Annotated in this window: 23 protein-coding genes; 12 read left to right on the top strand and 11 right to left on the bottom strand. The window is 38.7% G+C overall.

The genetic code is table 11. From position 1 onward, the window contains the following. Positions 1-67 precede the first annotated feature (67 nt). Entirely contained in the window at positions 68-271 is a 204-nt protein-coding gene (locus IBX42_RS01630) for an RNA-binding S4 domain-containing protein (RefSeq protein ID WP_294927801.1), read from the bottom strand. Between the two features lie 6 nt (positions 272-277). After that, the gene (locus IBX42_RS01625; protein WP_294927799.1) at positions 278-820 is read right to left on the bottom strand and encodes a hypothetical protein; all 543 of its coding nucleotides are present in this window, start codon (positions 818-820) and stop codon (positions 278-280) included. 219 nt (positions 821-1,039) lie between these two features. On the opposite strand from IBX42_RS01625, the gene IBX42_RS01620 reads away from it, so the two are divergent. Further along, a complete protein-coding gene (locus tag IBX42_RS01620; RefSeq protein WP_294927796.1) occupies positions 1,040-1,258 on the top strand; it encodes a cold-shock protein in 219 nt (72 codons plus the stop codon). 121 nt (positions 1,259-1,379) lie between these two features. Here the strand turns inward: IBX42_RS01620 and IBX42_RS01615 are convergent, their stop codons facing one another. Continuing rightward, positions 1,380-1,796, bottom strand: coding sequence for a GNAT family N-acetyltransferase (locus IBX42_RS01615; protein ID WP_294927793.1), 417 nt, complete (start codon positions 1,794-1,796; stop codon positions 1,380-1,382). An 83-nt stretch (positions 1,797-1,879) separates the two neighbouring features. On the opposite strand from IBX42_RS01615, the gene IBX42_RS01610 reads away from it, so the two are divergent. The 4 genes from IBX42_RS01610 (at position 1,880) to IBX42_RS01595 (ending at position 6,250) form a co-directional block, all read left to right on the top strand. Further along, positions 1,880-3,376 carry an FAD-dependent oxidoreductase gene (locus tag IBX42_RS01610; protein WP_294927790.1) on the top strand — a complete coding sequence of 499 codons (1,497 nt, stop codon included), beginning with the start codon at positions 1,880-1,882 and terminating at the stop codon, positions 3,374-3,376. A 102-nt stretch (positions 3,377-3,478) separates the two neighbouring features. Then, positions 3,479-5,083 carry an ATP-binding cassette domain-containing protein gene (locus IBX42_RS01605; RefSeq protein ID WP_294927786.1) on the top strand — a complete coding sequence of 535 codons (1,605 nt, stop codon included), beginning with the start codon at positions 3,479-3,481 and terminating at the stop codon, positions 5,081-5,083. After that, entirely contained in the window at positions 5,073-5,909 is an 837-nt protein-coding gene (locus tag IBX42_RS01600; protein ID WP_294927783.1) for a DUF5718 family protein, read from the top strand. The genes IBX42_RS01605 and IBX42_RS01600 overlap by 11 nt, the downstream gene beginning before the upstream one ends. Next, positions 5,906-6,250 carry a translation initiation factor gene (locus IBX42_RS01595; protein WP_294927780.1) on the top strand — a complete coding sequence of 115 codons (345 nt, stop codon included), beginning with the start codon at positions 5,906-5,908 and terminating at the stop codon, positions 6,248-6,250. The genes IBX42_RS01600 and IBX42_RS01595 overlap by 4 nt, the downstream gene beginning before the upstream one ends. Here IBX42_RS01595 and IBX42_RS01590 read toward each other — a convergent pair. Further along, the gene (locus IBX42_RS01590; protein ID WP_294927777.1) at positions 6,234-9,797 is read right to left on the bottom strand and encodes a bifunctional proline dehydrogenase/L-glutamate gamma-semialdehyde dehydrogenase; all 3,564 of its coding nucleotides are present in this window, start codon (positions 9,795-9,797) and stop codon (positions 6,234-6,236) included. The two genes, IBX42_RS01595 and IBX42_RS01590, sit on opposite strands and share 17 nt — an antisense overlap. A gap of 202 nt (positions 9,798-9,999) precedes the next feature. Here IBX42_RS01590 and gdhA point away from each other — a divergent pair, with 202 nt between their 5' ends. Then, a complete protein-coding gene (gene gdhA / locus IBX42_RS01585) occupies positions 10,000-11,352 on the top strand; it encodes an NADP-specific glutamate dehydrogenase (RefSeq protein ID WP_294927774.1) in 1,353 nt (450 codons plus the stop codon). On the opposite strand, the gene IBX42_RS01580 is transcribed toward gdhA, so the two are convergent. Further along, positions 11,349-12,596, bottom strand: coding sequence for a diguanylate cyclase (locus IBX42_RS01580; protein ID WP_294927804.1), 1,248 nt, complete (start codon positions 12,594-12,596; stop codon positions 11,349-11,351). The genes gdhA and IBX42_RS01580 overlap by 4 nt on opposite strands. 199 nt (positions 12,597-12,795) lie before the next feature. Between IBX42_RS01580 and IBX42_RS01575 the strand changes: the two genes are divergently transcribed. After that, positions 12,796-13,545 carry a response regulator gene (locus IBX42_RS01575; RefSeq protein ID WP_294927771.1) on the top strand — a complete coding sequence of 250 codons (750 nt, stop codon included), beginning with the start codon at positions 12,796-12,798 and terminating at the stop codon, positions 13,543-13,545. Between the two features lie 4 nt (positions 13,546-13,549). Here the strand turns inward: IBX42_RS01575 and IBX42_RS01570 are convergent, their stop codons facing one another. The 5 genes from IBX42_RS01570 to pepN form a co-directional block, all read right to left on the bottom strand. After that, the gene (locus tag IBX42_RS01570) at positions 13,550-16,210 is read right to left on the bottom strand and encodes an ATP-binding protein (RefSeq protein WP_294927768.1); all 2,661 of its coding nucleotides are present in this window, start codon (positions 16,208-16,210) and stop codon (positions 13,550-13,552) included. A gap of 15 nt (positions 16,211-16,225) precedes the next feature. Then, positions 16,226-17,032: a peptide deformylase gene (locus IBX42_RS01565; RefSeq protein WP_294927765.1), complete on the bottom strand. Its 807-nt coding sequence runs from the start codon at positions 17,030-17,032 to the stop codon at positions 16,226-16,228. Between the two features lie 76 nt (positions 17,033-17,108). Continuing rightward, on the bottom strand, positions 17,109-17,273 hold the full coding sequence (locus IBX42_RS01560) for a hypothetical protein (RefSeq protein WP_294927762.1): 165 nt from the start codon (positions 17,271-17,273) through the stop codon (positions 17,109-17,111). A 32-nt stretch (positions 17,274-17,305) separates the two neighbouring features. Beyond that, entirely contained in the window at positions 17,306-18,775 is a 1,470-nt protein-coding gene (locus IBX42_RS01555; protein WP_294927759.1) for an FAD-dependent oxidoreductase, read from the bottom strand. A gap of 90 nt (positions 18,776-18,865) precedes the next feature. After that, positions 18,866-21,427 (bottom strand): aminopeptidase N, encoded by a 2,562-nt coding sequence (pepN, locus tag IBX42_RS01550; RefSeq protein ID WP_294927756.1) that lies wholly within the window; start codon positions 21,425-21,427, stop codon positions 18,866-18,868. Positions 21,428-21,583: 156 nt separating this feature from the next. Between pepN and IBX42_RS01545 the strand changes: the two genes are divergently transcribed. From IBX42_RS01545 to IBX42_RS01525, 5 genes are all read left to right on the top strand, one after another. After that, on the top strand, positions 21,584-21,892 hold the full coding sequence (locus IBX42_RS01545) for a hypothetical protein (RefSeq protein ID WP_294927753.1): 309 nt from the start codon (positions 21,584-21,586) through the stop codon (positions 21,890-21,892). Continuing rightward, complete coding sequence (locus IBX42_RS01540) at positions 21,880-22,530, top strand: nucleotidyl transferase AbiEii/AbiGii toxin family protein (protein ID WP_294927750.1); 651 nt, start codon at positions 21,880-21,882, stop codon at positions 22,528-22,530. Before IBX42_RS01545 ends, IBX42_RS01540 begins: the two co-directional genes overlap by 13 nt. Positions 22,531-22,738: 208 nt before the next feature. After that, complete coding sequence (locus IBX42_RS01535; RefSeq protein ID WP_294927747.1) at positions 22,739-23,152, top strand: hypothetical protein; 414 nt, start codon at positions 22,739-22,741, stop codon at positions 23,150-23,152. Continuing rightward, on the top strand, positions 23,152-23,619 hold the full coding sequence (locus tag IBX42_RS01530; RefSeq protein WP_294927744.1) for a hypothetical protein: 468 nt from the start codon (positions 23,152-23,154) through the stop codon (positions 23,617-23,619). The genes IBX42_RS01535 and IBX42_RS01530 overlap by 1 nt, the downstream gene beginning before the upstream one ends. Before the next feature lie 92 nt (positions 23,620-23,711). Next, positions 23,712-24,212, top strand: a complete 501-nt coding sequence (locus tag IBX42_RS01525) for an outer membrane beta-barrel protein (protein WP_294927741.1) — start codon at positions 23,712-23,714, stop codon at positions 24,210-24,212. A gap of 15 nt (positions 24,213-24,227) precedes the next feature. On the opposite strand, the gene IBX42_RS01520 is transcribed toward IBX42_RS01525, so the two are convergent. Then, the gene (locus IBX42_RS01520) at positions 24,228-24,455 is read right to left on the bottom strand and encodes an addiction module protein (protein WP_294927738.1); all 228 of its coding nucleotides are present in this window, start codon (positions 24,453-24,455) and stop codon (positions 24,228-24,230) included. Between the last annotated feature and the right edge of the window lie 39 nt (positions 24,456-24,494).

The raw sequence follows: 24,494 nt of genomic DNA, 5'->3' as shown, positions 1-24,494 counted from the left end.
GGCGGTTTAATTGGTCTTGTAAGTTCATTTCTACTATAACGCCAAGAGGAGAAAATCCTGCTTGGTATTATAAAACTTCTATCGTAACTTCAGCAACTTCTATAACATCCCCGCGAACAATTTTCGCTCTTTTTCTCAGCTCAACATCTCCGTTTCTTCTTACATGTCCATCGGCTATAACCATTTTAGCTTCTGCTCCGCTATCAACTAAATCCAAAACTTTTAGAAGTTTATAAAGCTCTATGTGCTCATCTTTTAAAATATATTTCATGTTTTGTCAAACTTCCTTGTCGATTATAGAAAAGCCCAAATCATACATTGCTTTGTCTACTATTTCTATAGCTTTTTCCATGGTTCTTTGTGATATTTCAGGAAGTTTCCCTCCCCACATAGCTTCTGCTTCTTTAAATCCTTGAATCATTCCTTCACGCCCTGCACGAAATCTAGCTTCATCCGTCCCTGCTCCGCCTATTACAAACTCGGCGATTCTCTGCGATGTTTTTTCTATACCGAAAAAACCATCTTCGCTTACAAGTTCTGCTGCCTCATCTTTTGAGAGTTCGGCTATCGGTTTTCCGTCATATCCGATATCTTTGAGAAAACTCTTAAACTCTTCATGCTGCTTCTTAAAACTCTCCTCCGCATTAGAGACGCCGTCTTGAATAACGGCAGAGTTAAATGCCATAGCATTCGCATTTTGTCTAATCTGCTCTCTTATCTCTAGAGCTTCATCTTTTGATAATTTCTCGCTAAAAAGCGGCTTTATAACCGAACTCTTTGCTACAGGTTCAAAAACCTGAGTACTTGAAGATACTTGCATACTCAACTCCTTCTTTTAATTTTTAATATATCGGTTTAAAGTTAACTTATATAAAATTTTAATTTTTATATAAAAAATAAAAACTTTTGATATAATGCTTTTGATGAAAGATTTGTGTGTGTGAGCTCATCTATTAGTATATTCTGCTAGACAAACGACTCCCCTATATTTTGACTCCACTTCCAAAGAAGTGAATTTTTACCAAAGAGGTACTACAACATGGCAGAATTGCTAGACGGAACCGTTAAATGGTTCAATGAAGAAAAAGGTTATGGTTTTATTCAACAAGACAATGGCGGTAAGGATGTATTCGTACACTTTCGCCAAGTAAACAGAACGGGACCTGGTCGCGTTTCTTTATCTGAGGGTCAAAAAGTAACTTATGAACTTGGCGAGGGACAAAAAGGTCCTCAAGCTGAGAACGTAACTCCTTTATAGGTTTTACTTTGCAGGCTTTTTGCCTGCAAATTTTTGTTACGCACCAAAGCTACAAAACGAAGTTTCTTTAGAAAAAACTTGTTTTTCGAGATTCATAGAGTATCTCATCTTCCAACTTAACTCAAACTCTCTTTAAGAAAACAAAACTCTTTTTGGTAAAACCGTTCTTTTCATAAAATTTATGAGCTTCTTCTCGTTGAAAACCTGATGACAACACTATATTTTCACACATTCCCATTTTTGCAAAGTCATGAAGATACTCAAGCATCATTTTGCCATAACCGCTTCCTCTATACTTCTCATCGGTAACTAAATCAAAAACAAAGAGATGTCTTTTGTGGTAGAGATTTGTCTGCACGGCAACCCCGGCGTAAGTGATAAGAACCTCTCCATCCATCACTCCAACCATTTTATACTCCATGCTTCTCATCTCATAGATTAGGTCTTCAAACTCATCGTAGTCAAGTTCCGTGCGAAGCTGTGAGAGAACATCAAAAACACTCACTAACTCTTTTAAGTCCAACTCTCTTATCTGCATATCCGTTCCAACTAAAATTAAATTATAAAGTATTATAACAAATTCGCTACAATACAGCTAAATATGAGACTGGATAGGTGGAAATGGGCGTTAAAAATTTTGAAGTTATAATAGTAGGAGCCGGAGTATCGGGAACGGCATTAGCCTATGAACTTGCAAGATACACCGATATTAAGTCTATCGGCATTATCGAAAAATACGAAGATATTGCTACACTAAACTCATGCGCAACAAGCAACTCTCAAACTATACATGTTGGGGACATTGAGACCAACTATACGCTTCAAAAGGCCGCAATAACCAAAAGAACGGCGAAGATGGTCGAAAAATACTGCTTGCAGTACAACTATCAAAACAAAATAATATTCTCACATCAAAAGATGGCACTTGGTGTCGGGAAAAAAGAGGTGGAGTTTCTGCTTCACCGTTATGAAGAGTTTTCTGAGCTTTTTCCATATCTTGAGGTTTGGGACAAAGAGAAACTAAAAGAGGTTGAACCCCGCGTTGTATTCGATGAAGATGGCAATGAGCGGCGTGAGAATATTGTCGGCATAGGAACAAAAAATCAATGGACAACGGTTGATTATCAAAAACTCTCAAGCTCATTTGTGGAGAACGCAAAAAAAGAGAAAGATGTAGAACTAGAGCTTTTTTTAAATACCAAAGTACAAAGCATCCAGAAGAGCAAAAAACGCGGTTATGTAGTCAAAACAAAAGAGAATACCTTTTATGCCGACTTTGTAGTAGTAGATGCCGGAGCACATTCGCTCTTTTTGGCACACCAAATGGGGTTTGGACTAAATCTTGGCTGTCTGCCGGTTGCCGGAAGCTTCTATATGACAAATGAGAAGATGCTTAACGGCAAAGTTTATATGATTCAAAATCCAAAACTTCCATTTGCCGCCCTTCACGGCGACCCTGATGTTTTGGCTGATGGCAATACGCGTTTCGGTCCTACCGCACTTATGCTTCCAAAACTTGAGCGCTACAAAAATGGAACATATTTGGACTTTTGGAAGACATTAAGGTTTGATAAAAATATTGCCATGGCTCTTTGGAAACTTTTAAAAGAGCGCGATATTCGCAAATATATATTTAGAAACTTCCTTTTTGAAGTCCCTTTTTTAAACAAATATCTCTTTTTAAAAGATGCAAGAAAAATTGTCCCCTCTCTTAAACTAGACGAGTTTAGATACGCCAAAGGGTTTGGCGGTGTCCGCCCTCAGGTGTTAAACAAAGATGAGCAGAGGCTTCTTCTGGGCGAGGCTTCAATCTATACCGGAGAAGGTCTTATTTTCAACATGACGCCATCGCCGGGCGCTACTTCATGCCTTGGAAATGCTGAGAGAGACTTAAAGTATATAGTCAAATATCTTGGAAAAAGTTTTGATGAAACCAAATTCAACGATGAGCTGACAGATGGAGAGTACTGCGCTCTTCCTGAGCCGATAGCGTCGCAAAAAGCAGTGGTAAATCTTATTAGAGCAGAGATTCAAAGAACGGAAGAGAAGTATTTAAAAAGTGTGCGTCAAGGTGAGCCGGATACTGATTTTTGGGATAAACCGTACAGTAAAATATAAGGGCATTTGGTATAAGGTTAAATCAGGCTTTAAACAACAATCGGCTATAATCGCGAAAAAAATAATAGGCAGATTAGATTTTGCCTAAGCGAGAGATAAACCATGGTAACTGTACAAAATTTAATAATGCGTTATGGAAATAGAGTTCTATTTCAAGACATAAATCTTAAACTAGATCGTCATAAAAGATATGGTTTAATCGGTGCAAACGGTGCTGGAAAAACAACCTTCTTAAAGATACTCAGCGGTCAGATCAATGAGTATGAAGGCGAAGTTATAATCCCAAAAACAAATAAAGTCGGAATCTTAGAGCAGAATCAATATGCTTATGAAGATTTTACTATTGCCGATGCAGTACTTTACGGAAACAAAAGACTCTATGACGCAATCAAAGAAAAAGAGGTCATATATGCAACAGGCGACTTTGAAGATGACACTGTAAACGACCGTCTTGCCGAGCTTGAGACTATCTGTGTAGAAGAAGACCCGACCTATGAGTATGATGTAAATATTGCAAAAATCTTAGAAAATGTCGGCATCCCTGCAAGCCATCACAATGAGCTTATGAGTACGCTTGACAGTGCCGATAAGTTTAAAGTTCTCTTGGCTCAGGTTTTATACCCTAGACCAGACGTGCTGTTTCTTGATGAGCCTACCAACAACCTTGATATTGAGACAATCAGCTGGCTGGAGCATGAACTTCAGCGTCATGAAGGAACAATGGTAGTCATCTCTCATGATAGGCACTTCCTAAATGCAGTCGTTACAAATATTCTAGATGTCGATTATCAAAAAATCCGCGAATTTGCAGGTAACTACGATGATTGGTATATTGCCGCAAACGTGATTGCAAAACAGCAAGAGCTTAACAATGCCAAAAAAGAGAAAGAGAAAGAGCAGCTTGAAGCTTTCGTTCGCCGTTTTAGTGCAAATGCTTCAAAAGCAAAACAGGCAACTTCACGACAAAAACAGCTTGATAAACTAGTAATTGACGACATCAAACCATCTTCACGCCGTGACCCAAGTGTTGTGTTTAAAGCAAAAAGAGTTATGGGTGATGAGGCTCTGCAAATCACAGGAGTAAACCACTCTTACGGAGACAATGAGGTTTTAAAAAACATAACTTTAAAATTTGAGCCAGGCGAAAAAGTCGCTCTTATCGGCGGAAATGGTGTAGGTAAAACAACTCTTTTAAAAATTTTTATGGAAGAGATAAAGCCTACAAGCGGGGAGATTCACTGGGGAGCAACCATAGAAAACAGCTACTTTCCTCAAGACACTGCCGACATTATCAAGGGCGATGGAACTCTATATGACTGGCTAAGAGGATTTGACCCTAAACGTGATATTTCAGAAATTAGAAACTGTTTGGGAAGAATGCTTTTTAGCGGCGAAGAGCAAGAAAAATCGGTTGTAAGCATCTCCGGCGGTGAAAAACATAGAATGATGCTAAGTAAAATGATGCTTGAGGGCGGAAACTTTTTGGTTCTGGATGAGCCTTCAAATCACCTTGACCTTGAAGCAATCGTTGCACTCGGCGAAGCACTTTACAACTTCAAAGGGAATGTTATCTGTGTATCACATGACCGTGAACTTCTTGACGCATTCGCGGGTCGTATTATAGAACTTAGAGAAGACGGAAGCTATATAGATTTCAAAGGAAGCTATGAAGAGTTTGCAAAGGCTAAGGAAAAAGGTGAAATATAAAGAGTTTTTAGGTCTTGGGATTGCGGGAAACTTTGCTCTGCACCTTGCCCAAGCCGGAGAGTTGGAAGATTTTAAAGATGTTATTACTGCCGATGAAGCAGCACCGAAAGGGATGTTTCCATTCTATCTTCCTTTACATGTAGATAGGACAAAAGAGATTTTAAACACCTACCCTCTCTCAAGCTCTACAATCAAACTGCCAAACAAAGAGCTCAACATTCAAGCAGAGCCTGAAGTCGCTCTTATCTGCAAACTTGAATACATAAACAACAAACTCTCTAAAATCATCCCTACTCACTTTGGAGCTTATAACGACTGCTCTATTCGGGTTGCGGGTGCTTCCAAAATAAGCGACAAAAAAAACTGGGGAGAAAATTCTAAAGGGTTAAGCAAAAACTTAATCAAAATAGATACCTTTAGCGAGGGAGGCATAATGGATAGCTACTCCATTTGCAGCTTTTTACAAAGAGAGGGTGAGCTTTATGCTTATGGCGAAGATGTTGAACTAAAGGGATACAGTTACTTCTATGAAAAACTCCAAGAGTGGATGGTAGAGCAGATAAATACCCAGAGAGATTTCGGTCCTCTAGAGCCGTTAAGCAAGTATATAACATCATGCAATAATCCCTCAGATGCCATAATCAGCATCGGTGCTACAAGATACACTCCCTATGGAGAGAGCACATTTTTGCAAGAGGGTAACGAGGTTTTTGTAGTGCTTTACAATCACACAAAACTCTCTTTGGAAGATATCATCAAAAGCATAAAAGATGATAATTTTGACTCCTCAAACATGAGTGTGCTCAGGCAAAAAGTCATCTTATGAGCAGAGGAAAAAAGCTTGACCTCTTTATCGGAGCCGATATAGAAGATGGCTGGGCAAAAATCGAGACTCCAAGAAAAAGTGTCATCTCAGATGAAATTTTAGAGCCGTCAAAACACTTCTTATTTTTTAAAAAAGAGAAAAGACGCGGCAAAACCGTAACCCTTGTAGGCGAATTTCACATGCTGCAAAAAGATTCAGAAACACTGTTAAAAACTCTAAAGAAAAAGCTCGGATGCGGCGGAACTTTTAAAGATGGCTGGATGGAGCTTCAAGGCGAACTAAGAGATAAACTAAGAGCCCTGCTTATAGAAGAGGGCTTTAGATTTAAGAGCGGGCATTAGCTTTATTCTCAAGCCCTCTAACTCCTAGATTCCCATATCTGTGATATGAGTTCGTAACACTCTGTTCTATAAAGTAGTGAAGCAGCTCAATTCTGCCATGACTTACAAAGGACTCGCTTGTTATATGTTTTGCCTCATCTTTTAGGGCATCATAAATATTTTTTGTTACATGTTTTGGATTTAAGAATCTGACTCTTTGAGCTTTTTTCATCGACTCTACAAGCTCATCGTCACTTTGAAGCTCCAAAACATCCTCTTTTGCCAAAATATTTCTTGAGTTATTTATAAGCCATACGAGTTCATCACTTTGTATCTTTTTAGGAAGCGAGATAAGAAGCGTTGCACCCGCAATCTTTGCGGCCGTAATGGATGCTAGAATTTCGTAAAGTCTGTCTCCGTTTTGGCATCTCAAAAGAACGCTCTCTACACCCAAATATCTTATGACATTGCTCTCGCCTCTGACATTTGCATAGTCATGCTCTTTGCTAAATTCGTCCCTATGCCACTTCACAAAATCCTTTGCAATCTCGGAAGCCTTTGCGACTTCCCCTGCAAAAACACCGTGGGATGAGAATGCATGCGTCTCTTGAAATGAAACCTCATCCGCGTCTATATTCATAAACTGCGTAACATAGTTAAATCCGCCCGCTTTTTTACCGCTTCCTATGGCAGATTTGCCCATGCCTCCAAAGGGCTGCCTTATGACAATCGCACCTGTCGTACCGCGATTAATATATAGATTCCCTGCTTTTAGTTTCTCCATCCAGATTCCCTGCTCCCTCTCATCAAGACTCTCTATTCCAGATGTAAGACCGTACCCTGTCGAGTTCACTACATCTATGGCATCTTCTAAATCATCCGCTCTCATAACGCTTAGAACAGGACCAAAAAGCTCATTCATGTGACAAAAATCGCCGCTTGAAGTCCCCCATCTGATTGAGGGCTTTAGCATGTAAGGGTTATTACTCTCGGCATAAGATGGTTGAAGAAGCCACTCTTCTCCCTCATCCAAATAACTCAAAGCTTTTTTAAGATTGCCGGATGGTTTAGAGGAGAGCGCTCCTATCTTATTTTTAAAATCCCAAACTGAACCTACCTCTAGAGAGTTTGCTGCATCAGCCAACATCTTTTTAAAATTTTCATCGTTATAGAGTTCATCTTCGAGCACAAGCAGAGATGTTGCAGAACACTTCTGCCCCGAGTTGCTAAATGCGGAAGCGACAACATTTTTAACAGCCTGATCACGATCCGCCATAGAGGTAACTATGGTAGCGTCTTTGCCGCCTGTCTCAGCACTTAGATGAATGTCTGGACGCTGTTTTATCATGCTATAGGCCGTCTGCTCTCCGCCTGTAAATATTGTAAAATCAATATCTCTGTTAGTTATAAGCTCCTCTCCCGCCAAAGCTCCGCTTGATGGAAGAAATTGAAGCGTATTTTTACTAACACCCGCACTCCAAAAACATTCACAAACCATCTGCGCGCAAAGAACAGAGTCGGATGCCGGTTTAAGTATAACCGTATTTCCTGCTGCGAGTGCCGCAGCAATACCGCCTGCTGGAATTGCTACTGGGAAGTTCCATGGGCTAACCACCAGCCCTACCCCTTTTGGAGTTACATGCAAACCCTCTAGCTCCTCTATTTTTCTCACACTGTATGGATAGAAGTTTAAAAAGTCTATTGCTTCAGAGACCTCGACATCCGTCTCGCCAAAGACTTTGCCGACTTCCGCCGCGGCAACTCCTATGAGGTCTGCTCTTCTTTTTCTAAACTCATGTGCCGCGTCCATAAGTATTTTTTGACGCTCTTTTATGCTGAGTTTTCTCCATCCGTCAATATCCTCTTTTGCTACTTTTACGGCTTCGTGCATATCCCCGGCACCGGCTTTTACGTAAGAACCTACAACGATACCATCATGATATTGAGACTTATCAATTATCTCTACAATATCATCACTCTCAATCTCTTTTGAGCCGACGACAGGTTTTGCATGATAACCGCCGCTTTTTGCGATATTTCTCCACTTATCGGCAATATCTCTCGCCCACTTTTTATTCTGCATAAGAACAAAATCCGTATCAGCTTCACTCTCATACATGTAACTGTCCAAATCAATCTCAGGCTTTATCGGCTCTATGTTTCTATCTTGAACCCTATATGGAGTAAGCCTCAAATCTTTTATCTCGTCCAAGGCGTCATCATAACTCTTCACAAGCGTCTTCCACGCCTCAGAGTCTACTTTTAGCCCGAAACTATGGCGTAAAAAATTCTGCTGTGCAGTGTTTTCATCAAATCTTCTCACAAGATATGCTATAGCATTTGTAAAGGTCTCTTTTGTCGCCGTCGGAGCGTAGAGGATGACGTTTAAGCCCTCTTTTTTAAGAACCTTATAAGCGGTCTCGCTCATGCCCTCAAGCATCTCGGCAGTGTAAAACTTCTCAACTCCTCTCTCGCGTGAGAGAAGCATTCCAAGAGCGTGGTCAAAAAGATTGTGCGAAGCAACTCCTAGATGTGCGTAAGGCGCTACGTCAGGGTCTAAAAGGTAGTCCATGATAACTTTAAAGTTGGCGTCACTTTGCGTTTTTTTTCTATATGTGACACACTCCCACTCTCTCAGACTCGCTTCTGTGAGTTCCATCTCCTGATTTGCACCCTTTACCAGACGTATCTTAATAGGTGCTCCGCCGTTACCTACTCTCTCTTTTGCCCATGATACAAGATTTTTTGCCAGCTCCAGCGTATCGGGAAGATATGCCTGAAGAACGATTCCTGCATGAAGCTCTTTAAACTTCTCTAACGAGAGTGTTTTTTTAAAGACATCAATAGTCAGGTGTATATCTTTATACTCCTCCATGTCAAGATTTACAAACTTATCGCTCTCTTTGCCATCCACATCTATAAATCTGTTCTGCATTGCAGCGGCATAAATCTTCTCTAACTTATTTGAGATCTGCCCTACGCTCCATTCATGAGCCAAAGGATTTATCTGAGAAAAAATAGTAGATATCTTTATAGAGATATAGTCGATATTTGGATTTTGAAGCGTTTTTATATATTTGTTAACTCTATAGTCAGCTTCCTCTTCGCCTAGGACTATCTCGCCGATTATATTTATATTTACCCTTGTTCCCTCTGCTTTTCTCTTTTTAATATGCTCTACAAGAGCCTTCTCTTCTCCCAGTATAACGACATTTTTAATATCGTTTCTTAAATACTTTATAAAAATTGGGATAGAGATGCTTGTCATATAGATGCCGACTTTACGAAAAGAGAGGATAAGCAGCTCTTCAAAAGCGCTAAAGAAGCTAGTACCTTTGTATTTGCTAAATATATACTCTATCTGATCTGCAACTCTGTGAGGGTTTTTAGAACGAAAACTCTGATCTAGAAGTTCAATTAAAAAAATCTTGTTCATTGGGTCTTTTAGCATTCTTAGCATCGTATCATGAAACTTCTCTTCGACGCTCTCTCTATGCTCCTGTATATAGAGCTGCCAATCTCTAGCTACCTCTTTTGCCTCTTCTAATTTCTCTTTAGATATTTTCATATTTGCATTCCTTCAAAATTTCAACAGTGCAAAAATAGTGAGCACCTCTACCAAGGCTACCAAAATATATTTTATTTGTCAATTTAAAATGATGAAAAATTAATTATTTTTTTTAATAATTTATTAAATATAGCCTTCATTATAGAAAATTTAATTTTTTTTATAGTATCATCCCTACCTATTTAAAAAAAAGGAAAGATATATGCCATACGTAAAAGACGTTTTTGAATACCTAAAGAGATCTAGCCCGTCTCAAAAAGAGTTTTATCAAGCTGCCGAAGAGGTTCTTGAATCACTCCGCCCGTTAATGGAAAAATATCCAAAATATAGAAAACACAAAATAATAGAGAGAATTGTTGAGCCTGAGAGACAGATACTTTTTCGTGTAAACTGGGTTGATGACAACGGCGAAATTCAAGTAAACAAGGGGTATAGAATAGAGTTCAACTCGGCTCTTGGACCATACAAAGGGGGTCTTAGATTTCACCCAAGCGTAAATGCAGGCGTTATTAAGTTTTTAGGATTTGAGCAGATTTTCAAAAACTCGCTTACAGGTCTTCAAATCGGAGGCGGAAAAGGGGGAAGCGATTTTAATCCAAAAGGCAAATCTGACAATGAGGTCATGAGATTTTGTCAAGCATTTATGAGCGAACTTTTCAGACACATTGGTGCAAATACAGACGTTCCTGCAGGAGATATCGGGGTTGGAGGCAGAGAAATCGGCTACATGTTCGGTATGTATAAAAAACTTGCTAACAAATACGAAGGCGTGCTTACCGGAAAATCACTCAGATGGGGCGGTTCACTTGTAAGAACGGAGGCTACAGGCTATGGAGCCGTCTATTTTGCTAAGTATATGCTTGAAGACAAAGGCGAGACTCTAGATGGTAAAAAGTGTGTAGTTTCGGGAAGTGGAAACGTCTCTATCTACACAATCGAAAAACTTTACCATCTTGGAGCTATTCCTGTTACATGCAGCGACTCAAACGGTATGATTTATGACGAAGAGGGAATCGACTTAGAGCTCTTAAAAGATTTAAAAGAGGTAAGAAGAGAGAGACTGACAGAGTATTTAAAAAGCAGACCAAATGCAAAATATACTCCGCTAGAAGAGTATCCTGAAGACTGCAACGGAGTTTATACAATTCCATGTTATGCGGCATTTCCAAGTGCTACTCAAAATGAACTCAATCTAAATGATGCGAAGAATCTTCTTGCAAACGGCTGTGTTTGTATAAGCGAGGGTGCAAATATGCCTTCAACTCCTGAAGCAGTTGATCTTTTCGTTAAATCGAAAATATCTTACGGCCCGGGTAAAGCAGCAAATGCTGGCGGTGTTGCAACAAGTCAGCTAGAGATGGCACAAAATGCATCTATGGTTAATTGGACTTTTGAAGAAGTTGATGAAAAACTTGCACAAATCATGAAAAATATCTATGTAAATGCGAGCACGACCGCTGCCGAGTTCGGCGAACCTACAAATCTAGTTTTAGGTGCGAATATTGCAGGATTCAGAAAAGTAGCCGACGCTATGATCGAGCAAGGACTAGTTTAAGCGCTCGCTCTCTGGGCAATATGCGGGGTCGTGACACTTATGTTCGTCGTTATGCTATATCCGTCTCTTCCGCTCTCTTTTGCGCGGTAGAGCATCTCATCCGCTTTGCTTATAAGCACTTCATCATCTAGTGCCTCATCAGCCACACAGCAAGCGACCCCGATTGATACTGTTAAAAACTCATTTATTTTCGAGCCTTCATGCTTAATCCCGCACCCTTTTACGGCATCACAAATATTTCTGGCAATAATTGCGCTATTCTCCTCATCCACTTCACTAAAAAGCACTCCGAACTCCTCTCCTCCGAGTCTAAATACAAAATCACTTGGACGTTTAAAGAGATCTTTAAAGACTTTCGCAACACTCCTCAGAGCTGCGTCTCCCTCTATATGCCCATATGTATCGTTATACTGTTTAAAATAGTCAATATCTAGCATCATAAAGGTAATGCTGCTGTTGTTTCTTTTTGCTCTTTTTATCTCTCTGTCATACACAAGGTTAAAGTATCTTCTGTTATGAAGTTCCGTTAAAGAGTCCGTATACGAAGCATTCTCAAGCTTTTTATTTGCAATTTTTAATTTTTTTGCAAATATCTCTAGTGAGGTCTGATCGCTTTGTATGCTCTTAAATACATAAAACGATATTACCGTCACGCCAAATATTACCAGCACTAAAATAGAGCCGACTTTCATCAAAAGTGCCTCATAAAGAGCTAGAAAGTTTTTGCGCTCATATTTTGCGACATCAACTTCATAAGTGATTAGTTTATTCACAACTTGATGTATATGAGAAATTCTATTTTCAACACTGCTAAGCGATAAATTTTTCATATCGCTCCCATTCTCAATTGATTCTACTGCACTGCTAAAATAGCTATTGGCAGCCTTTATCTCGAATGCTGCATACTCAATATAACCAAGCTCATAATCTCTCTTAAAGTGCTTCTCGTAGCTTTCCCACTCTTTCTCAATGCTCTCTATCGCGGATTTTATGCGCGATTTAACCTCATCAGGAGAGATTTGAGCATTTTTCGCTTTATATAGCGTACTTCCTAAAGTTCTATGATATGTTTGAAGAATTTTATTTAACTCCGTAACAGGAACAAGAGAGCCGAAATAGAGTGAATCAAGATTCTTTTTCATAGATTTTAAGTTTATTGTTCCCATCACGCCGACAACGACCAAGCCAACCGTAATAATTATAAAAATAAACAAAAGCTTGCCTCTGAGCTTTAGAGTCTCCATAAAATTCACTGGGTTTCCTTAAAAACATTTTTTAACTACAGCAAACGCCATTCCAAAAATAAAAGAAAATTGATATTTATACATATAAAGTGTAATGCTGTAACAATATTATCACATTTATCACATTTTTATTATGGGATTAAAAAAACTTATACTATAATTAGATTATAATTACATATATGCTTATATTGGATTAACTATGAATAAACACACTATTATGATTGTTGAAGATGATGAGATCACAGCCCTAAACCTCAAGTTGTCTCTTCAAAAGCACGGCTATGAGATAGTCGGGATGTACGATAATGCAACAGAGGCTAAAGAGAAGCTATCCTCTTACAGACCGGATGTTATTATTATAGATATCTCTCTTCAAGAGAGTAGCGACGGAATCGAACTTGCCAAAACTATTAGACAAAACTATTCCATACCATTTATCTATCTTACATCCTATGCCGACGATGATATAATAGCAGAAGCAATCAAGACGGAGCCTTATGGCTACATCGTAAAACCTTTTGACCCATCCTCTCTGCACGCAACTATACAGATGGCTATTTTCAAGTTTGAGATGGAGAACAAAAGAAGCGAAGAGGCGGTTATGCCTAAACTTGATCAAAACAGCGTAGAGAAGCTTCTTTATGCTAAAAGAGAGTCAGACAAGCCCATTATATTTTTTGCTAACGGCTACCATATGGACATATCCCAAGATGAGATATTCTACAACAATGAAAAGATAAAACTGACAAAAAAAGAGAGAGCGATTCTAAGACTTCTTGTCGCAAAACTTGGACACACCATCAGCTTTTCACAAGCAATAGATTATGTCTGGAAAGAGAATGGAGCAACGGAGAACAGCATAAGAACTCTTGTCTGGAGACTAAGAAACAAACTCCCTACCGATATAATTAAAAATGCCTCAGGAATCGGTTACTGCATAGAGAAGTAGCTAATTACTTTACTTTTATAGCCTCAAGAGCAATTTTTATCTTTTCAAAAGAGTGTTCATAGTCAAAATCTTTCTCTTTGGCTTTTGCCATCTTCTCTATTTTCTCACCCTCTTCTTGCACCGACTCAATCCTGAAGTTACCGCTTGAGCCTTTTATACTGTGGGCAATAAGCGCTATTTTTTTGTAATCTCTTGATTTTATGGCACTATGTAAATCCGGAATTTGTTTTGCCATTTTTTTCAAAAAAAGCTCCACAAGCATAATCAACTCGTCGCCGCTTAACATCAACTCCTGACTCAACTTATCATAATCAAGTCCCTCTATTGTATTTATATGCTCGACTAGCTCTAAACACTCTACCGCCTCTTCTGAAACCTGAAGATAGTTAAAAAAGACTCTCTCAAGCTCTTTTATAACAATTGGTTTTCCCAAAAAGGAGTCGAACCCGCTCTTTAGCCCTCTCTCTTTCGCCCCTTTTATAACATTTGCCGTCAAAGCAGATATGGGAGTATGTTTTAACCCTCTCTCTTTTTCATACTTTATTATATTTCCAACAGCCTCATTTCCATCCATGACAGGCATCTGCTCATCCATTAAAACAAGGTCATATTTTTTTGCTTTATAAAGGTTAACGGCCTCTAGCCCGTTTGTCGCCAGATCATAAGTAAGACCATATTTGGTAAGTAAGATTTTAATAAGCTCCTGATTTGCCTCATTATCCTCCGCTATTAAAACATGCCCTTGAAATTTCATACTCTTACTTTGCTTATGGACAGAGAATGAGTCCGGGTAAAGCAGCTCCTCAAATGTTGTTCTGATTTTTGAGCAATAAAGAGGAAAACAAGCAGATGATATGTGCGGATACTTCTCATACTTGTCACTCGGGTTGCTGGTAATGGCAACATATTTTTTGTTGGAGTTTATAATATTCTCCTTAATTTCACCCTCAATATAGTCATCTAAAAATATAGCTATATCAAACTCTCCATCCAGGTTATCCACCATCTCTATGCTCATATTGAACATATCAGAGTATTTTAAAAATGAGTCCGCCTTGTACCCTCTTATCATATCTTTTGAGTAAAAAATGGTCTTTAACCTCTTTAGCTCATCTAAATCACTAAACATTTGGCATTCATAGTCATGGATCTCAACAGGAATCTCCACCCAAAAAGTGCTCCCCTCTCCAAGTTTTGATGTGACATGCACACTTCCACCCATATGCTCTGCAAGCTGATGACAGATGGATAGTCCAAGCCCAGTTCCCTCAAGCTCCGCTGCCTCCCATCTTCCAGCCTGTGAAAATGCGGTAAAAATGCTTCTTATATCCTCTTGCGCTATACCAATACCGTTATCGTTAACACTTACTTTTAAGATATTATTTTTTTTACATACCGCCTCAACATGTATATGCCCGCCTACCTTTGTAAACTTTATAGCGTTACTTAAGAGGTTTGAGAGAATTTGTTTAATTCTTAATGAGTCTGCATATAGCTCTTTTGGTATTGTAGGATCTATAAAAGAGGTAAGCACGATATCTTTAGCATTTGCGGAAGCGACGAAAAGTTCTAGCGTGTGACTAATCTCATTGTGAATAGAGAAAATTCTGGGTTCAATTGTAAACTCGCCGCTTCTTAGTTTTGTAAAGTCCAAAATATCATTTATTATGCTTAAGAGATTCTCTCCGCTGTTTAAAATAATCTCTAGATATTTTCTATGCTGCTTTGAGAGATCCTCTTGGTCTATAAGAAGATTGACAAAACCCAAAATAGCATTTAATGGCGTTCTAATCTCATGCGACATATTTGAGAGAAAGTAATCCTTTGCATGTGAAGCTTTTTGAGCCTCAAGTCTGGCGTCTATTAGCGTTGTAACGTCATTGCCTATCGATATATACTCGATTGAATCATCATAGGGGTCTATTATCTTGGCGATTGTCACGTCTATATAAAAGTATCCTCCATCTTTTTTACTGTTCTTAATCGTACCTCTAAAGATGCCTGCATTTTCAAGCTGAAACCACATATCTTCAAAATACTCCTCGGGCATATCCTCATGCTTAGTCATGCTGTGCTTACTTCCCATAAGCTTATCAGTGCTATATCCGCTAAGTTTTACGTATTTTTCGTTGATATAGGTAATAATTCCGTTTTGGTCCATTTTGGAGATTATTGCGCTCTCATCAAGTGCTTTTTGGTACTCATTTAAGAGCTTTACATGCCTGGTTATCTCCTGCTCTTTTTCAAAAATCGTATCTGAGTAGTATTTCAATATGCTCTGAAAGTTTTTGTCAAAAATGTATGAGAGCTCATCAAAAAGCTCTTTGGAGTTAATCTTGGCGTCAAATGTAAACTCAACCATTCCTCTTTTAAAATGGCTGCAAATCTCAAAGAGTTCATCCGATCTAATATCTTTATCTTTTAGGTATAAAAGTAGTTTCTGCATAATCGGGCAGTTTCCGATTTTTACACTTCCCGCTATTACGCCCATAAAGTAGTCAAATACACCGCCGCCGTACTCTTGTAAAAATAGATTCTTATCAATATCATGAAGTTTAAGCAATTTTTGAAGGGACTCATAAGATATCCAACTTAAAAGTACGGTCTCTTTTGATTCGATTAAAATATTTTGATTTTTTACAAGATTTAGTAGTTCTTTTCCCATTCTCGTTCACTCTTCCTACATTATTAAATATGATATCAACATAATAGCAAATATCTTTATCAGCGAAATCAGTGCCGTTCCTATTATATTTCCGATTTGGCAACTTGTGCAGGATGTAAATTTTTTGCCTTCGTACTGTGCATAAAAAAAGTATATAATATTTAAAACTATGGTAGCAAAAAATAGGTATTTTTGATAACTCCACAGCTGCTCTGAGGTCTCTTTAGAGACAAATAGTGAAGCCATCAGTAAAACCAACATTACAATCATCGCAATATTAACAGCTTTAACAATGTAATCTCTATTGAATTTTGTTGGACAAGCCTCCGAGATTGCAATATCGCTTCCAAAATCAAGTTTTTTCTCAAAGAGTTTCTTCTCTTGTTTATTTAACTTGTTGAAAAAACTCGATCCAAATGTATAGTCGATTTTTCTCTGAAGTAAAATACTAAGATCTCCTTCTGCCCTTAAGGAGTGCTGGTTTGATTCCCTATCCTGATAAATAACACTTATCTTCTCATACCTTGTTACATTTGCACTCAGTCCGGGGAAATAAGCCGTTTTCTCCACCGTTGTTACCCTGCCGCCATTGCTTATAAGCCTCGGGTTTATCAGCTCTAAAAACGTCCCATCCTCTTTTTTAATAACTACAACATTATAATAACTACCGATCTGAAATGCGGCAAGACCATCTAAAGAGTTGGCTTCAATAGTATCTTTCATGTCCTCAATTAGAGAGAAGAGCTCTTCGTTAAAAGTTCTAACATCTGTCGCATATTGTACACTGGGCGGGGTTGGGTAGGTAATTATTTCTCTAATCATTAAAGTACCTTATTTGGGGTGTTAAATCAGAATAGACAGAGACTCTGCAATTTGCAGGGTCTCTGTTTTTGATGAGTTAGTGACTTTTTCTTACCACTACTAACATTTTTATATTAATAATTATAAATCTGATAAATTGCCAGATTTTGCATGTTCTTAATTTTATAGCAAATGAACCGGGTGTCATTGTTGTAAAATTTTTGCCGTATGCCTTAATGTTGTGTTCTGCTTTCTTTTCCATGATGTATCTCCTTTAATGTCTATTCTTAAATTCTATTCAGGGATCATTGTCCAGCCAGCTTTTAGCTTAGCCTTCCAAATAAATAGGTGATGAAGGATATGTTTAATCCAGTGACCTGCAAGACCAATCTCGCCAAATGTATACTCTGTATCACGACCGGTTCCCGGGTATTTTTCAAAGTCTGGAACAACAGGATAGATAGTCATCGCAGCGGCTGTTCCATCAAATAAACCTTTTCCTGCCGATGCAACACAAGCTGCACCCATGTGAGCCATAGAAGCTTCATGAAGAGGAGCACTCTCTCCCTTTAAAATTCTGTCACAAATACTGTGAGCTACCGCTTTTCCGATAATACCTGATGGCATACCCGTTCTTGGAGGAGTCGGGCTTATAGGAGTTCCGTTTGGTGAGCTCATAGGTTTGGAGATTGGGTGTGGAGGAGCAAACGCAATTCCGCAGGCAAACATATTTGCATAGGCCGGGTTTTGGTAAGTTTTTGGCCAATCGCTTGCCTTCCAGTTCTCATATGAGCCTGCAGAGTAATTAGCATCAACTTTCATAAAACCGTTTGGAGCAAAAACCGTACTTGTAATATCCGAACCATCTTTACCGTAAGCCTTAAGACCGACGCCCGCAAATGGAGGAATCAGCATTGAGAAGTCAAACTCCTCTTCGCCCATTGAGCCATCAAGCAGCTCATAGTGTACTTTTCCTTTTTCAACCTTGTTGACATGAGCGCCTATTATCCAATCAACATCTCTCTCGGTAAATAGAGACTCGGCAAAGATTTTTGAACTAACCGCAAAACCCATACTCTTCATGTGAAGTCCGCCGACTCCAAAATCGCCCAAGAAAGACTCGTTTGAGATCCACTTTACTTCAGCCATATCACGAACACCAGCTTTTTTAAGCTCATGCTCAATATTGAAAATATACTCAAAAGCAGCACCTTGGCATGTACACATACCGTGTCCCGTACCTATTAAAAACTTTTGGCGTTCGCCCTGTTTCATCTTCTGGATACATTTTTGGAACTCTTCATTTGCATGAGTAGCATGGTCTGCCGTACAAACCGAAACTGTAAACTCGCCGAGTTCGGAGCCTACTCCAAGTCCCTCGGTTGCACCGAAGTTAAGTTTTGGTCCAGTTGCATTGATTAGATAATCATACTCAACATTCTCAACTTCGCCCTCGCGTCCTGCAAGCGTATACTCGATAGTAACAAAAGGCTTATCGCTTGACTCAGAACCCTCTGGATTGATTGAAACAGCCTTTGCCTGTTTGTAGTTAATACCTGCTTTGGCATAAACCGGAGCTAGATCAAAAGTGACCTCCTCCTTGCTCATCTCACCGACACCGACCCAGATATTTGATGGAATCCAATTCCATTTTGAATTTGGTGTCACAACAACTACCTCGTGGGCAGAGCCTAACCATTTTGCGGCAAAGGTAGCAGCAGTATGACCTGAAACTCCTCCACCAAGAACAACTAATCTAGCCATTATAATAGATCCTTTTTATTGTTTTAAGTATAAAAACCTGCCACAATAGTATCTTAAAAATGTAAAGAGTTTCTTTACATTTTATTATAATTATACTTTGAGTATTTTGCTCACAATTTCATAAACATTTTTTGAAAGCGATGGCTCCGATAGCACTCTCTGTAGCTCTGCTCTCATCAATTTTTTATTTACTTTATTCATTTTTTTATATATTTTAAACGATCCTGCAAGCCCTGATGCCATCTGTTGATTTATCTTATCGATGTCTATAATCTTATCTGCAACAAATTTATAACCGTAGCCGTCTTTTGCGTGAAAGTGTTTGTAGTTTCTTGCAAAAACACCTATAAGCGAGCGGACAAGATTTGGAACCAGCTCATTATAAGCAGGGTCGTTTTGAAGCGCCATAACACGATCAAGCGTTCCATCTCTGTGCGATGCCGCCAACAGAGAGAAGTACTTGTTCATAACAAGCGTATCTCTGTTGTACTTTTTATAAAAATGCCCAAGTGCAACGGCTGAGAGCTCTGGCGAAGAGTTTTCTAAAATATCAAGGGCGGCTATTCTGTCCGTCATGGTTACAGAGTTGTTATATTGGGTATTTGCAACTGCAATAACCTCATCACCCTCTAGGGCACAGAGATGTTTTAAAGCACGGTTTTTTATGGCTCTTTTGCCAATACTAAGAGCGTCAAGCTCTTTGGAGTCCGGTGTGTGGTTTTCACTGTAAATACCCAAAAGCTTCTCTTTAAAAGTAAGAGCAAGATGCTTTTGCAGCTTCTCTTTTGCCTCGTAAATCAGCTCAAAATCGACAACCTCCTGTCTTTGCATAATCGCGCTCACACTCGGCAGCTCCATCAAAAGCGCCTTAAACGAGAGGTCAAGTTTTTTATCATCCAAAACGTGCCCGAAAGCTTTTACAAACTCCTCATCGATTGCCTCGCCTCTCATAATGCTCTCTATCGCCACAAGCCCAAAGGATTGCGCCGATTCGTATCTTACGTAGCTGTTGCTGTCATGCTTCATTAAAAAAGCGTAATTACTCTCTTTTAGCTCAACGATAATAGGTGCCGAAAAATCTCTGTTAATTGACAAAATAGGCTTTTTGTCAGTTTTGAGAACAAACTCCTCGCTCTCTTTGCTCACTATTAGCGTTTTTGCCTCTATCTCTTTGCCGCTCTCATCCAAAAGAGCCATTTTCAGAGGAAAAAAGTATGGTTTCTGCTCGCTTCCATCAACCGCCTTTGGAACCTTCTGCGTCAATGTCAAGCTATATTTGCCGTCCTCAAACTTCTCATCTACATGCAGCTTCGGCGTACCAGATTGGTGGTACCACCTTTTAAACTGTTCCAGATCAATTCCGCCTGCCTCACTCATCGCCCATAAAAAATCATCCGTTCTAACCGCTTGTCCATCAAACGCATCAAAGTAGAGATCCATTGCCTTGCGGTATTTCTGTTCTCCTAAAAGAGTGTGCAGCATACGGATAACTTCAGCGCCCTTTTCATAGACCGTAGCCGTATAAAAGTTGTTGATGGCGATGTAAGAGTCGGGCTGGATAGGATGTGCTGTCGGCGAAGAGTCTTCTACGAACTGTCTCTCTCTTAGAGCATCCACATCTTCGATGCGCTGTACCTCTTTTGAGTTTAGATCAGCCGAAAAGCACTGGTCGCGAAAGACCGTCAAACCCTCTTTTAGAGTGAGTTGAAACCAATCTCTGCATGTGATGCGGTTTCCCGTCCAGTTGTGAAAATACTCATGCGCAATAACGCTCTGAATACCCATAAAGTTGGCATCAGTAGCGCTGTCCTCGTCTGCTAAAACATAAGCTGAGTTAAAGATATTTAGACCCTTGTTCTCCATCGCCCCCATGTTAAAACTATCAACCGCAACAATGTTATAAAGCTCCAAATCATACTCACGTCCGTAAACCTCCTCATCCCACTTCATAGCATCTTTTAGCGACTTCATGGCATGTTTACACTTCGACTCGTTTCCTCTGTCGGTGTAGATATAGAGTCTTACATATTTACCGCTCTTTGTCACGAACTTATCCTGCACTACTCCCAAATCTCCCGCAACAAGTGCGAAAAGATATGAGGGTTTTGGATGCGGGTCAAACCATGTGATACCGTGTCTTCCGTCATCAAGTCTGAAGTTTGACTCTTTGTTTCCGTTGCTTAGCAAAATCGGGTAACGCTCCCTGTCTGCCACAAGAGTCGTCTTAAAAACCGCCATAACATCGGGACGGTCAAGGTATGGAGTTATGCGTCTAAATCCCTCAGGCTCGTTTTGCGTACAGAAGATATTCCCTGACTTGTAAAGCCCCTCCAGCTCGCTGTTTAGCTGCGGATAGATTTTGTTGATGATGATTAGTTTAAACTCATCGGCTACGTTTAAAACTCTCAAATGCTCATCTTCAATGACGTATCTGCTCTCGTCTAACTTTTTATCGTCCAAATATATCTCAAGAAGCTCAAGTTCAAGACTATCTAGCACTAAATCCTTTGCGCTTTTGTCCACTTTTGTAACACTCAGGAGGCTTGTAACCTGTGTATGCTCTTCAAACAGCTCAAAAACCAAATCGCATGTTTTAATGGTAAAACTGCTCGGTTTATAATCTTTTAGGTAAATAGTTTCTACTTTGCTCATGGTGAATCTTCTTTTATAAAATTTAATTTTTATAATAATAGCATAAGAGAGTTATTTGAGGCTTATAGAGTGCTCTTTGGGTTACAATGAAATTTAGCAAGGTAGTTCATCTTTGGGTAAAAATATGTTAACATCACACTATAAAAGGCGGTAAAAATGTTAGATTATCAAAGAATACTCAATGATTGTTTTTGGGATATGAGGCTTGAAGCCAAAGATATAAAAGCTATGGCAGAGGGTAATGATTTGCAAAAAAAGTCATTTTTGTTTGAAAAAATTTTGCTAAACAGCACGAAACCTTTTTCTGATTTGACCATATTTAGCCAAGATGACTTAAGACTTCTTTTAAAAAACTACAAAGTACCCCAATTTAACGGCGAGTTTGCTTTTAAACGAAAAAATATGGCGGAGGTCTATTTTTTTAACAAACCTCTTTTAATAGATGAGCTTAAATGGATAGCATAAATTTTGGTTATCAAAAACTCTATGAGCTTCAAGATAAAGTTTTAGATGTAATCTTTAGTGTTGAAAATATTTTTTACCTAACGGGCGGCACTTGCCTTAGCAGATTTTATCAAGAAAAAAGATATTCGGATGATTTAGACTTTTTTACCAACAACTCCCCAAGATACAGTTTTGCCATCAAAAAGATAAAACAAGCACTTGCGGCTAAATTTGACCTTAGCGTCGAGGTAGAGTCAAAAGATTTCACAAGATATAAAATCAACAATTTTCTGCAAGTAGATTTTGTAAATGACACAGATGCAAGATATAAAGATGTTGTTGTAACAAAAGAGGGTTATATCATAGACAATATTGAAAATATCCTAAGCAATAAACTCACGGCAGTCATAGGAAGAGACAACCCGAAAGATATTTTTGACATCTATCTGATTTGGAAATATCATAAATTTGACTGGACTCAAATAGTGGAGTCAGCTCATGAAAAAGCAGGTTTTAGCGATGAAGAGCTTATAGTGCGACTTAAAAGTTTTCCTCGCTCACTGCTTGATGAGATTATACTTGCTGATAAACACTTTTTGGATGATTTTGACAATAAGTATCCAAAACTTGTGGATGAAATTTCTGGTGTTATTTCTTAAAAATACGCCAAATTCACGCTTAAACTTCTACACGCTTACCCTACAAAATTTACACTTCCTACCTTCTGTAAATATCCACACTAAAACCGTGAAAATAAAGAAAATCTTGTTGTTTAAGCATTTATTAATAAGGGGGGGGTAAAGTCTATTTTCATTTCAAACACTAAGTTGCAATGAGCTAGTTTTAAATGCAAAAAAGGATAAAAAGATGTCTCAATATGAATCTTTTACAGAAAATCAAGTCTTTTTAGGAATGCAGTTTTATGGTACTGATGATATCTATCGAGTGCTTAAAAAATCTTGCGAGGAACAAAACTTAAAATCAGTGAGGGTAGATGAATTAGCAAATTCCAATACAATAATTGATGATATTAAGCAGTTAATAGAAGAGTCTGAATTTATTATTCTAGATTTAACATACAGCAATCCTAATGTTTATTACGAGTTAGGATACGCGGATGGTGTAGGAAACGAGGGAATTGATATCTTGCTTATAGCTAAAGATGATACAAAACTTCATTTTGATACACAACATAGAAGAGTACTGTTTTACAAAGACGCATACGATTTACAAGAAAAACTCAAAGAGGCATTGCCAAAATTTATAAATGGAGGAAGATAATGAAAAGTCTAGTTATGATAGCGTTATTTTATTTATCAGTATTTGGAAATGATTTATTCAAAAATGAACTAAGGAACCAAATGATGTCTTGTGAACTTGGTTCAGACCCCTTGTTGTGTGTAAGAGCTGCACAGATTTCTTTAAAAGAGTATCAGTCAATGCAAACAAACCCATATGATAACTATGAAAAATATCGTGCTGGAATGTACTTTAATGCAGGTGTTCAGTACAACAAAATCGAAGACACTACCAATGCGTGCAAAATATTTAAAAAAGCAGTGGAGTTTTCACCAAATTATTCTGATGCAAATTATAATTTAGGAATATGTTATTATTTTGGAGATGGTGTTGGGATAAATAAAATAAAAGCTTATGAACATTTCCGTGTTGCTGCACAGCAGGGTAATCAAAATGCTCAAAAAAATCTTGATATTATATGCAAAGAGAGTCCTTGGGCGTGTAAGTAAAATTTAGTTAGTATCTCTTTTTTCTCGTTCCCGCTTTTCAAGTGGGAACGCATACTTAATCTACATCTTTAAAATTACAAAAGAGGTTCTACATGTTAAAAAAATCAGCACTCTCAAGCCTCTTGGCTCTCTCGTTGGCGTCAAGCCTTATGGCAGAGAATTATGTCTACGTAGGTGCATCTAAAGCAGATATAATGGAGCAGTCAACAACATCTTTTAGTATCGGTTACGGTTTTAGCAAAGTCTTTAGCAACTGCGTTATGGTTGGATTTAGTGGCTCATACCATCAGGGCGATTATGAAGAGAGCAGTGCGACGGGTAGCTCTTGGTTTAACGGTCTGGGAGTTGATTTTCATTTAGGGTACAGCCCGACAAAGCCGCTTGCACTCTACGGTATAGCAGGTTATCAGGTGCAAGCTATCAGCTCAAGCACGTCAGCAGACGGTTTTGGTTATGGTGCGGGAGTCTCTTATAAATTTTTTGAACATGTAGCACTCGCACTGGAGTACAGAACATACGATATGGAAGTGCCAAGTTTGGACTATAAGTACGATTATGACACACTAGATGCGCTTATCCGTTTTGTGTGGTAGGAAAAGCCTAAGATTTCAATTTTCATAAATGGAGTTTCTTAGTCTCTTTTTTGCTTCAGATAGTGAGGAAAACTTAAACTCTCCATCTTGGATTTTTTTCTCTCTCTGAGCAAGTTCATCATAGTGCCACTGAGGTGAAAAACCATTTGCAGAAGCATTTTGGCTCAAATCTTCCCACAACTCTTCCATCATCAAAAACTTATCTGAAATACTCATTTTTTGTAAATCTAGAGCTTCAAGCATGATACAAACTCCTTTTTTTATTGGTTGTATTATAGCACA

Origin of the sequence: Sulfurimonas sp. (genome assembly GCF_014859695.1) — a bacterium.
Classification (GTDB): domain Bacteria; phylum Campylobacterota; class Campylobacteria; order Campylobacterales; family Sulfurimonadaceae; genus Sulfurimonas.
The sequence above is the reverse complement of the archived record's forward strand: the minus strand, read 5'-3'. Positions and strand labels throughout refer to the sequence as shown.

Bases quoted from the DNA above. Each gene is read 5' to 3' on its own strand.
- IBX42_RS01630 (WP_294927801.1), bottom strand. From the start codon at position 271: ATGAAATATATTTTAAAAGATGAGCACATAGAGCTTTATAAACTTCTA.
- IBX42_RS01625 (WP_294927799.1), bottom strand. From the start codon at position 820: ATGCAAGTATCTTCAAGTACTCAGGTTTTTGAACCTGTAGCAAAGAGT.
- IBX42_RS01620 (WP_294927796.1), top strand. From the start codon at position 1,040: ATGGCAGAATTGCTAGACGGAACCGTTAAATGGTTCAATGAAGAAAAA.
- IBX42_RS01615 (WP_294927793.1), bottom strand. From the start codon at position 1,796: ATGCAGATAAGAGAGTTGGACTTAAAAGAGTTAGTGAGTGTTTTTGAT.
- IBX42_RS01610 (WP_294927790.1), top strand. From the start codon at position 1,880: ATGGGCGTTAAAAATTTTGAAGTTATAATAGTAGGAGCCGGAGTATCG.
- IBX42_RS01605 (WP_294927786.1), top strand. From the start codon at position 3,479: ATGGTAACTGTACAAAATTTAATAATGCGTTATGGAAATAGAGTTCTA.
- IBX42_RS01595 (WP_294927780.1), top strand. From the start codon at position 5,906: ATGAGCAGAGGAAAAAAGCTTGACCTCTTTATCGGAGCCGATATAGAA.
- IBX42_RS01590 (WP_294927777.1), bottom strand. From the start codon at position 9,797: ATGAAAATATCTAAAGAGAAATTAGAAGAGGCAAAAGAGGTAGCTAGA.
- gdhA (WP_294927774.1), top strand. From the start codon at position 10,000: ATGCCATACGTAAAAGACGTTTTTGAATACCTAAAGAGATCTAGCCCG.
- IBX42_RS01580 (WP_294927804.1), bottom strand. From the start codon at position 12,596: ATGGAGACTCTAAAGCTCAGAGGCAAGCTTTTGTTTATTTTTATAATT.
- IBX42_RS01575 (WP_294927771.1), top strand. From the start codon at position 12,796: ATGAATAAACACACTATTATGATTGTTGAAGATGATGAGATCACAGCC.
- IBX42_RS01570 (WP_294927768.1), bottom strand. From the start codon at position 16,210: ATGGGAAAAGAACTACTAAATCTTGTAAAAAATCAAAATATTTTAATC.
- IBX42_RS01565 (WP_294927765.1), bottom strand. From the start codon at position 17,032: ATGATTAGAGAAATAATTACCTACCCAACCCCGCCCAGTGTACAATAT.
- IBX42_RS01560 (WP_294927762.1), bottom strand. From the start codon at position 17,273: ATGGAAAAGAAAGCAGAACACAACATTAAGGCATACGGCAAAAATTTT.
- IBX42_RS01555 (WP_294927759.1), bottom strand. From the start codon at position 18,775: ATGGCTAGATTAGTTGTTCTTGGTGGAGGAGTTTCAGGTCATACTGCT.
- pepN (WP_294927756.1), bottom strand. From the start codon at position 21,427: ATGAGCAAAGTAGAAACTATTTACCTAAAAGATTATAAACCGAGCAGT.
- IBX42_RS01545 (WP_294927753.1), top strand. From the start codon at position 21,584: ATGTTAGATTATCAAAGAATACTCAATGATTGTTTTTGGGATATGAGG.
- IBX42_RS01540 (WP_294927750.1), top strand. From the start codon at position 21,880: ATGGATAGCATAAATTTTGGTTATCAAAAACTCTATGAGCTTCAAGAT.
- IBX42_RS01535 (WP_294927747.1), top strand. From the start codon at position 22,739: ATGTCTCAATATGAATCTTTTACAGAAAATCAAGTCTTTTTAGGAATG.
- IBX42_RS01530 (WP_294927744.1), top strand. From the start codon at position 23,152: ATGAAAAGTCTAGTTATGATAGCGTTATTTTATTTATCAGTATTTGGA.
- IBX42_RS01525 (WP_294927741.1), top strand. From the start codon at position 23,712: ATGTTAAAAAAATCAGCACTCTCAAGCCTCTTGGCTCTCTCGTTGGCG.
- IBX42_RS01520 (WP_294927738.1), bottom strand. From the start codon at position 24,455: ATGCTTGAAGCTCTAGATTTACAAAAAATGAGTATTTCAGATAAGTTT.